General features: G+C 43.2%; 11 protein-coding genes. 3 read left to right on the forward strand and 8 right to left on the reverse strand.

Annotated elements, in window-relative coordinates:
- Positions 1 to 1,436: 1,436 nt before the first annotated feature.
- The 5 genes from IPM47_05130 to IPM47_05150 form a co-directional block, all read right to left on the reverse strand.
- Positions 1,437 to 1,973, reverse strand: a complete 537-nt coding sequence (locus tag IPM47_05130; GenBank protein QQS31386.1) for a fasciclin domain-containing protein — start codon at positions 1,971 to 1,973, stop codon at positions 1,437 to 1,439.
- Positions 1,974 to 2,179: 206 nt separating this feature from the next.
- Positions 2,180 to 3,013, reverse strand: coding sequence for a class I SAM-dependent methyltransferase (locus IPM47_05135; GenBank protein ID QQS30335.1), 834 nt, complete (start codon positions 3,011 to 3,013; stop codon positions 2,180 to 2,182).
- Positions 3,014 to 3,058: 45 nt separating this feature from the next.
- Positions 3,059 to 3,553, reverse strand: coding sequence for a rhodanese-like domain-containing protein (locus tag IPM47_05140; protein ID QQS30336.1), 495 nt, complete (start codon positions 3,551 to 3,553; stop codon positions 3,059 to 3,061).
- Between the two features lie 193 nt (positions 3,554 to 3,746).
- A complete protein-coding gene (locus IPM47_05145) occupies positions 3,747 to 5,129 on the reverse strand; it encodes a dockerin type I repeat-containing protein (protein QQS30337.1) in 1,383 nt (460 codons plus the stop codon).
- A 45-nt stretch (positions 5,130 to 5,174) separates the two neighbouring features.
- On the reverse strand, positions 5,175 to 5,648 hold the full coding sequence (locus IPM47_05150; GenBank protein QQS30338.1) for a hypothetical protein: 474 nt from the start codon (positions 5,646 to 5,648) through the stop codon (positions 5,175 to 5,177).
- A 222-nt stretch (positions 5,649 to 5,870) separates the two neighbouring features.
- Here IPM47_05150 and IPM47_05155 point away from each other — a divergent pair, with 222 nt between their 5' ends.
- A complete protein-coding gene (locus IPM47_05155) occupies positions 5,871 to 8,117 on the forward strand; it encodes a L,D-transpeptidase family protein (protein QQS30339.1) in 2,247 nt (748 codons plus the stop codon).
- Between the two features lie 290 nt (positions 8,118 to 8,407).
- Entirely contained in the window at positions 8,408 to 10,072 is a 1,665-nt protein-coding gene (locus IPM47_05160) for a C1 family peptidase (protein ID QQS30340.1), read from the forward strand.
- A 131-nt stretch (positions 10,073 to 10,203) separates the two neighbouring features.
- On the opposite strand, the gene IPM47_05165 is transcribed toward IPM47_05160, so the two are convergent.
- Positions 10,204 to 12,753 carry a hypothetical protein gene (locus IPM47_05165; GenBank protein ID QQS30341.1) on the reverse strand — a complete coding sequence of 850 codons (2,550 nt, stop codon included), beginning with the start codon at positions 12,751 to 12,753 and terminating at the stop codon, positions 10,204 to 10,206.
- Positions 12,754 to 13,025: 272 nt separating this feature from the next.
- Here IPM47_05165 and IPM47_05170 point away from each other — a divergent pair, with 272 nt between their 5' ends.
- On the forward strand, positions 13,026 to 13,349 hold the full coding sequence (locus IPM47_05170; GenBank protein QQS31387.1) for an RS21-C6 protein: 324 nt from the start codon (positions 13,026 to 13,028) through the stop codon (positions 13,347 to 13,349).
- A 26-nt stretch (positions 13,350 to 13,375) separates the two neighbouring features.
- Here IPM47_05170 and IPM47_05175 read toward each other — a convergent pair whose 3' ends face one another.
- Positions 13,376 to 13,789, reverse strand: coding sequence for a thiol-disulfide oxidoreductase DCC family protein (locus IPM47_05175; GenBank protein ID QQS30342.1), 414 nt, complete (start codon positions 13,787 to 13,789; stop codon positions 13,376 to 13,378).
- Between the two features lie 129 nt (positions 13,790 to 13,918).
- The gene (locus tag IPM47_05180; GenBank protein ID QQS30343.1) at positions 13,919 to 14,704 is read right to left on the reverse strand and encodes a DUF1295 domain-containing protein; all 786 of its coding nucleotides are present in this window, start codon (positions 14,702 to 14,704) and stop codon (positions 13,919 to 13,921) included.
- Between the last annotated feature and the right edge of the window lie 45 nt (positions 14,705 to 14,749).

A 14,749-nucleotide genomic window follows, 5' to 3' on the forward strand; every position in this document is an offset into this window, starting at 1 on the left:
ATATACTCTGTGGTTCTCTGTGCTGCCTCCGCGAACCTCTGTGATAAAATAAACGCCAGGGATAAAGCAACAAAGCACCGGTACTCCGAAACATTTTCAATTCATGCAAAAGTAGGAACACCAACCAAACCCCTGCAAAATTAGCACTGAAGAGGGAGGAGTTTCGCCCCTAAATCCCTTGAAGCTAATCTTGTAAGGAGGGCTCCCGATGATTTTTGCACAGAGAACCACAGAGAAAAATAATATACTCTGTGGTTCTCTGTGCTGCCTCCGCGAACCTCTGTGATAAAATAATTGCCGGGAATAAAGCAACAAAGCACCGGTACTCCGAAACATCTTCAATTCAGGCAAAAGTCGGAACACCAACCAAACCCCTGCAAAGTTAGCACTGAAGAGGGAGGAGTTTCTCCCCTAAGCCCCCAGAAGCTAATCTTGTAGGGAGGGCTCCCGATGATTTTTAAACAGAGAACCACAGAGAAAAATAATATACTCTGTGGTTCTCTGTGCTGCCTCCGCGAACCTCTGTGATAAAATAAACGCCAGGGATAAAGCAACAAAGCACCGATACTCCGAAACATCTTCAATTCATGCAAAAGTCGGAACACCAACCAAACCCCTGCAAAATTAGCACTGAAGAGGGAGGAGTTTCGCCCCTAAGCCCCCAGAAGCTAATCTTGTAGGGAGGACTCCCGATGATTTTTAAACAGAGAACCACAGAGAAAAATAATATACTCTGTGGTTCTCTGTGCTGCCTCCGCGAACCTCTGTGATAAAATAAACGCCAGGGATAAAGCAACAAAGCACCGATCTAAAGCCTGAAACAGGGAAAGGATTTTTTTCATTACGCATAAATTGGTGTTTAAATGCGGTTTAAAAAATGTTTCATTAGTTGGTTTGTGTTCCCCATTTGCTAAATATAGGTGATTCAGATGAATGACGGAGTAATATACAAAAATAGTTGTGTGAGTTGTCAGGAAACAAAATACAACTTCCTTCAATTTTTAGGAGAGGGTCAAAAAATACGGTTGACTCTAACTTATTGCAGGGGCACAGTGAGTCAATGCAGGGGTGCATTAACTCATTGCAGGGGTGCATTGACATATTGCAGGGACGATTTACTGTAATGCAGAGGCGATTTAATGTAATGCAGGGGTGCATTAACCCAATGCAGGGGTACATTGAGGCAATGCACAGGTACAATAACCCTTTGCAGGTATGCAATGCCCTTTTGCAGGGGTACATTAAGTCAATGCAGGGGCACTTTAACTTATTGCAGGGTTGCAATACTGCTTTGCAGAGGTGTAATAGCCTGATGCAGGGTTAATTTTTACCCTTAAACATACCCTAAAAAACAAACTGCGTTGGTTAAAAAAAATAACTTCCGGAATGTGGTCAGACAAGCCGGAAGTTATTGCAAAAAATAGATGATTAAACTTTTACTTGGGAGCAGGTGGCAAAATGACTGCATCAATGACATGAATAATGCCGTTTGAAGTTGGAATGGAGGCAACAATATTTGCCCCGTTGATGGCAACCTGATCTCCGTTAACCGTAAAGGTGGCGTTGTCGCCGTTTACCATACCCAACGATTGCCCGTCTTTAAAACTTTCTTTTTTAAGCACTGCAACTGCCACATGATATTGAAGAATATTTTGAAGGTCGGCTTTTTTCTCGGGTTTCAGCAAGCCTTCTACAGTTCCGGCGGGCAGTTTATCGAAGGCGGCATTGGTTGGCGCAAAAACAGTAAACGGGCCGGCGTTGGTCAAGACATCTACCAACTCAGCGGCTTTGACCGCAGCAACCAAAGTAGTATGGTCGGGAGAGCCTGCTGCTGTCTGAACTATATTTTTCTGTGAAACATCATCTTTTACGGTTGATTGGCCGCCTAACTCCTGTTTGGCATCCAAACCTGCCCCACCGCCACTTGTCGTGGATGCCGTTTGTCCGCTATCGGTCGTGCAAGCATTAAACATAAAACCAACAGCCACCGCACATAAGACAAACACGCTGAAAACTATTTTTTTCATCTCTTTTGATTTATGGTGAATAAAACTTTTTTTCTTAAATCAAATTTAAGATGACGATACGCCTAAGAATATGACCAGAATCATATTCTTGAAGAAAAATGTTAAAAAACGGTTCAGAAAGTCGGGATAACCGGTAAAATGGGGGGAAAAGACTACAATTTGGTGCCGATAAAGATTTTTTCGTCCGGAATCAGGGATAGTTTTTGAACGGAATCTGAACCGAGCGCTTCCAAAGCTGTCGTTACAAACACGTTAAACCCTGCCTGTTCAAGTCTATGTGGGTAATCGTGGCCGTAAATCCGGACATGATCGAACTGCCCGAAATGAAATTCCCGTTCAGCGGGGTGGGTGATGTCGAAATTTTCATAGGTATTAGTCAGTTTTTCGGCAAAAGGCACCTGAAGAATTGCAGTTCCTCCGGGTTTTAACACCCGGAAAAGTTCGCGCATAGCTTGCGCATCGTTGGGAATATGCTCTAAAACATGATTGCACAACAGGTAATCAAAACTCGAATCGGGGTGGGGGATTGCGGTAATATCCATTTGAACATCGGCAGCACCCGGATTGAGGTCGGCATTGATATACCGGAGTTGCGGCATCTGCCTGAACAGTTTTTTCAGATTTTTTTCAGGGGCAATGTGCAACAGACTTTTTAGCGATGTATCGAACAGTTGGGTTTTTTGCTGCAAAAACAACAACAACATCCGTTCGCGGTCTTTAGACCTGCAGTTGGGACAAAGACAGTTGGTTCGGTAGCCTCCGCCAATGACCCCGTGTCGCGCGATTGCTTCCGATTTTTCTCCGTCCGGCAAAAAACGGCTAAATCCCTGACCACAAAAAGGACAGAAGTAGGTATTTCCTCTGTAAACAATGGCGCAATATTTAAAATATAGCGCTACAAATGTTAATCGCAAGGCATGGTAAATGCGTACAAGTTGCGTAGGAACAAGTTGTTTGATTTTTTCTTTGAGCCTGCGCGAAACCATGTCTGGGCAAAGATGTTTGTAGGAATAAAGGCAACAATGCGTTGGTTAATTGGCTTTTACCACGGGCATTCTTTTCCGAAGCCAAGCCTCTATCCCGCCATTCAAATCATATACTTTGTTGAAGCCCATTTTTTGAAGCATCAGATAGGCTTCATGGCTTCGGTCTCCGGAGGCGCAATACACCATAATCGGGGCATCTTTTTGAAATGCTGCAAATTTTTCTTCCACCCCGCCTGCTTCAAAATCAATTTGTTTAGCGCCTTTAATCATGCCGGTTTCGGCAATTTCGCCCGATGTTCTCAAATCAATCAGCGTTATATTGGGGTCTTCTACTTTTTGTGCAAACAACTCCGGCGGCAAAACCCCCATCGTGTTGACTATTTTCAATTTGGGTTTTTTCACCTCATTTTCGGTTGTTGAGCCCTTTTCCGTTTTGCCGGATTCTTTGCTGTCAGATACTTGTTGACTGTTGTCTGACTGACAGGCAACAAACATAGAAGCAACCACTGCGAACATAAATATAAAAGCGTATTTTTTCATGAGTTCCGATGTTAAATATTTAATTCTACTCCACATAACCTTGTAACGGCTATAATGGTTTATCATAAAGGCATAGGGCAAACAATGATTAGAATATAAAAGGAAACCTATGAGGGAGATAATAATAAAAAAAGGTGGTGAATAATAAAAAATTCACCACCATTATCTTTGTTACATAGTTACAATAAAAAGATCAGAAACAACTTGTTACGACAGCAGAAAGGGAAGGATATGCCTGCACCTGAGCAATTCCGGTAGTTCCGATATTGGAAACCGGTGTAGGGGCGGTTGAGATAAACAGGTTGTAATCTCTGAAAGTAACATACCCGTTGAAGTTCATGTCTGCCCGTGCATAGACTTTGACAGTCGGATTGGTGGCTGCATACACCGTAGTAAAATCGGTAGCATTGATAACACCATCTCCGTTCAAATCGCCGGCATACATTGCGTAAATGCTAAACTCATCGCCAATAACATTGGTGTCGGGGTCAATGGTTTCCATAAACTTGGTTTGCCCGGTTCCCTTCACCTGACCGGGGGCTGAACTAAAGTTGAATACCATGGTGCTTGAAAGATAGATCGCATAAGTACTCATTACATCCAAATGGTTGCGGCTGCGAACAATGATATAGTAGTTATTATTAGGCAGAAGCCCTCCAACGTTGAATGGTGTGCCGTTTGCATTAACCACCGTTCCATCGCTTAATAATATGCCTGCTTTACGGGCGTGGGCCAAGTTGTTGTTCAGCGTGTTTCTGAACTCAAGCAGCACCCAATCTACCGCATTTGCCGGAAGTGCCGCAGGGTTGGCCACACTTTCTGTGCCGGTGTAATTGTAAGGAGGCAGGTTAAAGGGCTGAGAAGCAGGCAGCAATTCCATGGTTCTCAAGGCAGTACTCATGGTTCCGGTTCCCATAAGATAAGGTCCTTCCAGAAAAACTTTGATTTGCACCACAAGGTTTGGTAAAACTGACGGAATGGGGGTGTTTGTACAGCCCAGCAGTTCGTTTACTCCGTCAATCGTGCCGGGCAGTCCGTCATTACAGATTAGACAGGCAATACTGTCTAACAATCCACGACAACCATTATCCCAGTTATTATCACAACAATATCCATCAAATTGGAACACCTCAAACAGCCCGCCGTTCACCAACGGGCGGGGGATGTTATCAACAAACTGGATGGGAGGATTGGGGCCAGGAGGAGGGTTGATACTGCCGTAAGAAGGGCATATCTGCCCGAAACACAACGGAACGATACTCCATTCGCTGATATTTTGGGGAGCGCAACCCGAAGAAAGGCAGGTTTCAATATAACAATCGGTATCTAAATTTCCGTTGCCATCACAGAGAGTTCGCAACTGATTAATGCACCATGCATCAAAAACATTGTTGCAACAAAAAGGGTCATTTGATAAAATTGTACTCATACAAGGATATGAGGCAGGATAGGGAGGGGGATATGCCGAACTATAAGAAGCACAGGAAGCTCCCTGAGCATTGGCATTTACCGTCAAAAGCAGGCCTATAATACCGCTTATTAAAAGCAGGAACAAGGATTGTATCTGTTGTTTCATAACCTCAGGTTGGTTTAACTATGAACTGTATTTTGATTTTAAGAACTATTTGTTTAAAAACTCGGCAAATTCGGGGTAATACTGTGGGTTTTGGCGCATATACGCTTTGCGTTCATCGGTAAAGCTATTCCACCATTCTTCCAAAGTTTTGGGTTGATCCGGCGAATTGGAGTCAACTGAATATTGAATGCCGGTATGCTGCACGGTTCCTTCGGGTTCCATATTGGGTTCGGCAGCGATAAACGGCTTGTAATAAGCATATAAGTCAGGATTTTGGCGCAAATAGTTGCGTCTTTCAGGGCTGAAACTTCTCCAACGCTCTTCGACACTCATGTTTCTGAAATCTTCATAATCTGCCTCCTTCCAATTTTCGTTGCTAACCTGAACAGAACTGCCGACTTCCGGTTTGGCAGATTTGCTGTTATCGGTTTTATCTTTGGTGATATTGCACGACATTGTAAAAAAGGAACACAACACTCCGAAAAATATTGGCAGTACTGAAGACTTTAGATGTATCATGACAATCTGAATAAGTTTGAAAATACGAATAGATATTGTAGCAAAGAAAAGATAAAAAAATAAAGAAACCTAAGATAGCCAATTTTTTTTTACCTTGCGCTTGCCGGATAAAGGCACAAAGTTAAGATTAAATTGTTGTACAAGTTCTTGTAACAGCCATTTGAAGCGATTTTCTTTAAAAAACAGACCTGATATTTTTTTTAACCCCCATCTGTTTCTTTTATGCAGACTATCTTTCTTAAACATCCTCTTGTTTTGATGTTTCTGGTGCTTTTTTTCTATACCGGAACAGCCGATGTTTTGGCACAAAAAAACAGTAAAGTGCCTAACGCATGCGATGAATTGTTTTCCCGGATTTCAGATACAGAAAATTCTGACAGCCCTTTTTACAACGAGCCGCTCAATCATATTGATTTGCTCATTGCCTTTTATGGCAAACGCAATTGTTCCCCCGCATGGTACAGCCCTGCCGATTCATTTGCACTTTATAGCCTATTGTTCAAAATCCTGCCTCAACAGGGGTTTGTGCCGGTTTCGCTTCATACTGATAAAATTGAATTGTTATACACCGAAGCCGAAACCATTTACCTGCCGGTAGGGCTTTATGATTTTACCGAAACCAATACTTTTGACATCTATCTGACCGATGCCGCATTTACCTATGCGGTCGAATTGTGCCAGACTATTGCCGGTGCCGAGTTGATGCAACTCCCGTTTATGTTGAACGAAGCCCTCGAAAAAAAGCAATTTCCAGCTTTTTTTGACAACCTAAAAAAAGGAATTTGGACACCTGAGCAAACAGAAAGGCCGGCGGCAATTGTACCGGCCGATAACGTAAAACCGGTACAAAAAGCAATAAATGACTCGACCCTCTTTAAGTTGGTGGCATCCATTGCCACTCCTTCCAAAAAGGTATTATTGTTTGGCAGTCCGGCTTATCTGCCCGACTTAATCGGTGATTTTTATCGCAGAAATGATTTTAACTTGGCCTGGCAAACAGGGGGCAATCTCAACACTTCAACCATAGAGCATCTGCTCATATCCATCAACGAAGCAGCGATGGAGGGATTAAATCCGTCAAATTATCATGCGGAAAAACTCAATGAACTGGTTGCATTTGCTTCTCCAAATCAACCTAAACCCGATAAATATCAATTGGATGTTTTGCTTACCGATGCCGCTTTGCGCTATGCCTGGCACCTTGACCGCGGTAAAACTGACCCTTCGATTTTGCCCTATCGCTGGGACATTGACCGGGCACCTGCCAATATCCCTGCAAGATTACACGAAGCCCTGAGTCAGGGAACATTCAGCTCATTTTTTGACAAACTAAAACCCCAGCACAGCCAATATACCCAGTTGAAATTTGCTTTGGAAGACTACCGCCAAAAGGAAATGAATGGCATAGTTTACACGACCATCCCTGAAGGGGCTTCTTTAAAACCCGGCATGAAGGACGACAGAGTTGCATTATTGCGCCAAAGACTGGCGGATGAATATTTCATGCCCGCCACTCAAAACAACGATGTTCGCCCCTCGACCGATTCTGTCAGGTTAAAAACCCAAACTAATCCTGTGGACAGTTTTTACAACGAAAAAATGTACGACAAACAGTTGGTGCAGGTAGTTAAGTTGTTCCAACAACATCACGGACTTGAACCTGACGGGGCAGTAGGTAAACAAACCTTGCAAATTTTAAACGAATCTATACCGGACAGAATCAATCAGATTTTGCTGACTTTGGACAAATGGCGATGGTTGCCCAACTATTTGGGTGACCGTTATTTGTTGGTTAATATCCCTTCATATTTGATCAGGGCTTATGAAAACAACTATGCCATGCTGACAAAACGAGTCGTGGTAGGTGCGATTTCGACCCCAACTCCGATTTTTAGTGAACAAATGCAATACATTGAATTTAACCCAAATTGGGGGGTGCCTTACAGTATTGCAACCAAAGAAATATTACCCAAACTGAAACGGAACTCCGGTTATCTGAAATCGCACAATATGGAACTCTTTTCGGGCGGAAAAAAAATAAATCCTTCAAAGGTTAATTGGAGCAATGTATCTGCCCGCAATTTTTATTACAACATCCGGCAAATGCCGGGCAGCAACAATGCTTTGGGCGTGGTGAAATTTTTGTTTCCCAACCAATACGATGTGTATCTGCACGACACCCCCTCTAAAAGCCTGTTTGCCAATGCTCAGCGTGCATATAGTCATGGCTGCATAAGGCTCGAAAAACCGCTGGAACTCGCCGAATACCTCCTCAAACCCGATTTTAGCCCCGAAAAAATCGCCGATCTTGTGGACAAAGGCAAAAACAAACGGGTGTTTATTCCCCAACCGCTTCCTATTTACCTGCTTTATCTGACTGTATGGGTAGATGAATCTTCCGGACAAACTTATTTTTATCCCGACATTTACAACCGGGATAAAAGCCTCTTAAGGTTTTTTGAACATTAACCCTTCAAAATCCTCATCTGATTGTGCTAAAGTCATCAGTTTTTTGTTAATCAAGCATTCACTTTTGTTTTCAAAAAAGAATAACCCGTTTGTTTACTCATTATTTCAGCATCTAAAATAAACTAATGACTAACCTGAATATCTAAATGCGTGATTTCTTCCTGTTCTAAAAATATTACTAAGTAATACGGTTTTAACCGTTATATTTGTCTAAACACTTTGCTTCAAAGTTTACCCTGTCGTTTTTTCTATCTTACTACTGAATCTAATAACATCTAACTTACCCGCACATGAAATACTTTAAGACCAAATATCTGTTCTCTTTAGCTGTTTGTCTGGCTTTGTTTACCTTTTCACCGGGGTGCGACGAAGAAAGCATTGACGACATAAACGATTTTCTGAATGCCTTGGGCTGGTTGGAGGCAGACGAAAACTTAGACGAAATTGCGACCGATATTAACCTGAGCGAAGGGGGTAATGTGCCTTCCGCAGTAGATCTGACAGCAAAATTTCCGCCCATTGGCGATCAGGGGCAATATGGCACTTGTGTGGGATGGGCAGTAGGGTATAACCTGAAAACTGTCATCGAAGGGATTGACGAAAACTATACCACCTCGCAACTGGCTCAGACCTCGAGACAGTTCAGTCCCAAAGACCTTTTTTGGGCGGTTAATAACAGCTACAAAGGGGCAAACTGTAACGGCACGACCTTTGAAGCCGCTTTTGATGTGATGCAGTCGCGCGGAATAGCAACAATGGCAACAGTGCCCTATCAAAGTTTGGGTAACTGCAGTTCTTCTCCCCCAAGCAACTGGACTTCGGAAGCCAATAACTTCAAAATTACCAACTATCGCAAAATAGACAGCGATGTTAACACCATCCGCGGCTATCTGGCAGAAGGCAGGCCTGTTGCCATCGGTGTACGGGTAGGCGATAACTTCCTGCAATGGAACAGTTCCGGTGTTTTGACCTCCGACACCTACGGCTATACCGGACAACATGCCTACCATGCCGTAACCGTTGCCGGTTACGACGACAACAAAGGCCCGAACGGCGCTTTCAAAGTGGCCAATACCTGGGGAGGACAATGGGGCAACAACGGGTTTATCTGGGTTGATTATTATTTCTTTCAAAACAGCTTTTGCTTTTCTGCTTTTGTCGCAAACAACAAACGCAATGATTTCAACCCTTACGATGAAGAAGAAAATCAGGTCAACCCCGATGTGATCGTCAATGGAGCAGCCGACCTCGTTGCCTGGGATTTGTACGACTATGATGACGACCTCTCTGATTTGAGAACCCGTACCATTTTTTACAATGTTTATAATATAGGCGACCGCACCATTTATTCTACTGAGCGTTGGAATGTCGTGTATATATACTACAATGCTTACGATGCCAATGAATGGGGTGTTTTATTGTATGACTATTATACAGACGAGTATGATAATGCAGAGCACAACGGACCCCTGACTTCAGGACCGGGTTCTTCAGGAAACTGGTGGAACAATATTGACATTCCCGGTGGGTCGAGCATAGCCGATCAATTCGGGTCTGAAGGTTTTATCTGGGGATATACTGTGCCCAACAACCTGAACGGCCAGTATTATTTTGTGCTGGTTGCCGATGGTTATAACGATATTGAAGAACACAATGAAAGCAATAACTATTTCTATTTTACCGGAGAAAACGATACCCCCATCTATGTCCAAAACGGCATTATTGACGACCCCAACGGCAAACGTTCAGATTATGCCCAAAGCAAAAGACCACAGCGTCAGCCCCAAAAAGGAGACCAATCAATGTCGCCTTCGGTGGTAAATCCCCAAAACCTCAATGCCTATACTACGGAAGAGATTCGTCAGATGATTGCCCATCATAAAAAAACCGGTGAACTACAAAGACGTATCCAACAGTTTAGTCAGGCACACCGCAACCCTAAAAAAGCACAATAACAATATTGTATCTCCTTATCAAATTCTAAACAAAAGACCCTATCACCGGATTTGAAGTTGATTTTTTCAACAAACCCGGTGATAGGGTTTAGTGTTTTAAAGCAAGGGTAAAAGCGGTATTTAGTACAAGGCTATTGTTCCACGGTTACTGAAACATTACCCGATACCCCGCTGTCCCAGATAACCTGAATTTGATGGGTTCCCTGCCCGCTTATTATAGTACCATAGTTCACTGTCCAGTTATAGGTAGCGCCATCAATAAGTTGGGTATTATAAAGATAGACTTCTCCGGTATTGTCGCAAACCAAAGTAGTGCCTGTAATGGTAACACCGGTTGCGAGACAGGCATTCATATCATAATCCCAAATACCTCGCGCATAGGTTGCAAATCGCACTGTATTGATATCCGCTAAAAACTCAACATCCATATATTGCACCAACGGCGCTTTGCTGCCTGCCATTTCGTACCATTGTCCCTCATCAGACAATAAAACGAAGGGGGCTATGCTGGTTGCAGCAAATAAGGCGGTTTCACCTGTATTTCCATCAATAGCTTCCACCGTACAGGAAGGCATTCCGTTATTTAGCGGCGTGAAAGAGGCTCCGTGATTGGCGGAATAATAGACCGGAGCATTGGAGTACCCGCTTCCAGCTACCCAAACCTTTCCGAGCTGCGTTTTTGATGGGTAAATCACCCTGGCATATAAATAGGGCGACAACTGTACATTCTGCCAGGAAGCACCGGCATTGGAAGAACGGAAAAAATAACCATTTCCGGTTGCAACATACCAATAACTGCTGTCTATGGGCGAAATTGCAATAGCACTCACAGTACCTCCACCCGAGGCAGCACTAAAATTGTAAGGATACTGGGTTGCTTGTGCATCGGCATTTTGCATAGCTTTCAGCCGAATGAGGTAGCTTCCGGTGGTATTAAAGATATGCCCTGCGGTAAAACAGTGTGATGGTTGTTGCATTGGCACAAAAACCGGTGCTTCCCAATAAGGTACCTCCCCATTTACCCAATAGGGAGACCAGGTAGATAACACATAATTGTTCAAAGGATCTGTAACATAATTACAGCCGTCACCCCACCACCAAACCCAAATACTTTGTCCGTTATCACCCGATGCCATATTGGTAACATCCCCACCCCAAACAAAATCAAAATCAACGGTTGCCGGCTGGGTGTCTCCCAATTGGGTAATAGCATATCCATTGTCCTGCGTTCCAATATACATATTGCCCGGTTGGTTATGAGTGCTAACCATCTTGTAGATCTGAGTACAATTTAACCCAGGAATACTTAAAGTGTTAAAATGGTCGGTGGTTGGGTCGAGTTTGTATATACCCCCGTCTGTGCCCATCCATACATCAGTTTGGTTGGTTGCGGGATTGCGCACACACAGCGTTTTAGGCACATCTCCATGATACAAGGCATAACTCTGAGTCGGGTCGAGGTCTGGCAAAATCCAGGATATACCGCCGTTGTTACTTCTGATGGTTAAGATTCCTCCAAAATAAAGGGTGTCGGCTGTGGAGGGGGTACAGGAGAATGAGTTTGGACCAAAAGGTGAAGACCCCACCCAATCGGTATATTGCCCTTTAAACTGGAAAGAGTTGGCATTGTCATTGGAGGCATAAAATTTGCCGATACCTGCATCGCCAATCCATGCCCGGAGTTTTGTGGTGCTTCCCTGAACTGTTCCGGTAAGCAGGCAACCATTTAACCCGGCTATTCCCGATATCAGTCCTTTATATGTCCGGCTTCCGGTGGCTGTATTGACCACAAATACACTGTCTTCCAGGGCTAAGTAAAGTTGAGCAGGGTAGGGCACGGACGGAAGCCACATATCGCTTTTGTTATGTCGCCAACCGTCTCCGACCGGAATATTGGAACGATATAACAGGGTAAAATCCGAAGCAAGATTTACCGATTTATACACCGAATAATAATCGGTGGGTATGCTTTGGTTGTATTCCTGCACAAAAACATAAAAGGTATGGTCATTATCGTTGCTGACCTGTACCCTCCTGATACCCATCAAAGGAAAACTGTTTAGCCCACCTGACAGTTGCCAGCTTTGCCCGTTATCGTCAGAATAATAAATACCCCAACCATTAAGCGTTTTTTGCCAGCCTGCTACTACCAACCTCATTGTATTGCCCGAATGAACCGCTTTAACAAAAGAGGCAACCCCTTGAGCCAATGGAAACTGATCGTTAAGAGGTTGCCAGTTATTGCCCGAAAGCGTGCCGGTAAACACAATGCCATGGTCACTGATAGCATATATTTTTTCGTTGGTATAGTCAATGTCTAAATCGGTAATTCTGCCAGGTATATTTGCAGGCCCCCGCTCTTTCCAAACTCCCGCAGGCAGATCTTCTTGCTGGCTTTTCTGCAATTTTTCTTGGACTAACTTCCGAAGGCTTTTAGCTTCCAACTCTTTCCAGTCATCTCCGGGTGCAGCCGGATGTATTTGAGTTATCCATGTTTCGGGCAAGCGTTCTTCAGGATTTTCAGGTTTATTTAACCGGCTCTGATGAAAATCTACAGGTTTTGGAGGGCTTTCCCATTTTTTTTGAAAAATTGAGTGAAACAATGTCGCAGCACCAATCAACAAAAGCGGTATTAAGACTATTAAAGCAACTCCAATCAACAAACGGTTAATCATAAACATAGTCAACAAGCAGTTAATTGAACAAATATATCCTGCTTATGCCGGATTTGGTATCTAAGCTATGTAAAAACTATAGCCAAAACTTTTTGAGCCATTTGTTCCGGATTGTTCCGGTAAATAGGTGCAGAATTCAAAATTTTTAAATGATTGGTTTCAAAACTCCGGAACTCAACATAAAGCCAAACGAAGTGAGTAAATGCAAAAAATACTATCTTGCCAAAGAAACCGGTTCGGAAATTCAGTTTACTTTTTCATTCAACTCCCCAATTTTTATGCCCCAACTCCCCCCCAACCCTACGCTTTCACAGTATCAAAACTTCATCAAGGAATTGTGCGCCCTGAAAGGCTGGGATAAAAACAACCACCTGCAAATTTTCCTGCTGTTTTCGGAAGAAGTGGGCGAACTGGCTAAAGCCATCCGCAAACATGACCATTTGTTTGACGAAGCCGGAAAAAGTGAGCATCAACTTGACCTGGAAGGAGAATTTGCCGATGTGTTGAACTACTTACTCGATTTGGCAAACTATTTTCAGGTTGATTTGGAATCGGCCTTTCGCAAAAAAAACGAGCAAAACCTGCAAAGAAACTGGGATTGAGGCTTGGGTTGGGTTGGATGACTGAATCAGGTCAAAAACCTATGTTTCAATTCAGGGGTAGGTATCCGGCAGGACTCCTCCCTGCCAAACCACCGGTACCGGTTTCGGGCGACAAATCCATAGACCGCATCGCGCAAGAATGCAGGTATCACTATAAAAGCATAACCCAATTTCCACAATCCGTCTAAATTTCGGACAACTCTGAGTGCTGCGGTTGATTTGGAGTATATTCTGTTATTTTCTATCAGTAAAAATGTGTCAAAATTTGTCGTGGAAACCCCAAATTTTTCCATCAGTGCGATGCCTGTATTCGATTGCAAAGATGTAAACTTGAATTTACCTTCTGTATCGCGGTCTATGATAAACTGAACAGAGGAGTTACATAAATTGCATACCCCATCAAACAATACAATTCTCTCTGTTTTGGATGTTGTTTCCATTTTTGAAGATACCCCTGAGCGGGGTTTGTTGCTTAAGTAAAAAAATATTCTCCTGTAGGCCAGGTAAGTGCATCGTTCTCCGATTGCTGTGTTTTGCTTCTATTACAATAAATGGTCGTCTGCATTTTTTTACCTTTCTGTTTTCACATTTCGCACCGGCATTGGAATAAAAGGGCTTGTCTTTGCAGCGTACTCACCAAATTCGGGGTGGTTCTTAAGTTTGCGTTCAAGCATCGGTATTCCGGATACCCCAACAAGCAGATAAGTCATCAGAACAGGGCTGACTAATGCGATAAACCAATATTTAAGCGGTAAAACCATGATAAATACCCCCCACCAAACCAACGCTTCACCAAAGTAATTAGGATGCCGCGAGTATCTCCATAGGCCTGATTTCATTAACTTCCCTTTGTTTTTGGAGCGAGATTTGAACATTGCCAATTGAAAATCGGCAATGGATTCAATTAAAAAGCCTGCTACAAACACAAACAGCCCTATGTAATTGTAGGTTTCCCAACCACTTACAGGTTGATTCGCTGCCAACAGAACAGGCAGGGCAATGATCAGCATAAAAAATCCCTGAAGCAGAAAAACCTGAAAATAAGTTCGTTTCAGCCAGTTTTTACCCCATTCTTTGCGCCATGCGGCATATCTGAAATCCTCCTCAGTTTTGGCCAAATTGCGCTGAAATATATGTCCCGACAATCGCACTGCCCAAACAGTAATACAGATATTGACCATCAATTGCCGGATGGTAATAGTTTCCGTTTCATAAAATGAAAACCAGGCAAGCATCACAAAACCCAATCCCCACGCAATATCGGCAAGTCCGTTATCTTTTTTGATTACTGCCAGCATAAACCACAAAGACATATAAGCCAGCACTAACAATGCGCTGAATCCAAACAGAGCCATCAGATTTAATATTTTATATTAAACATTTTCTCAGGGATAAGGTTC

Source organism: Sphingobacteriales bacterium (genome assembly GCA_016700115.1).
Lineage (GTDB): Bacteria > Bacteroidota > Bacteroidia > Chitinophagales > UBA2359 > UBA2359.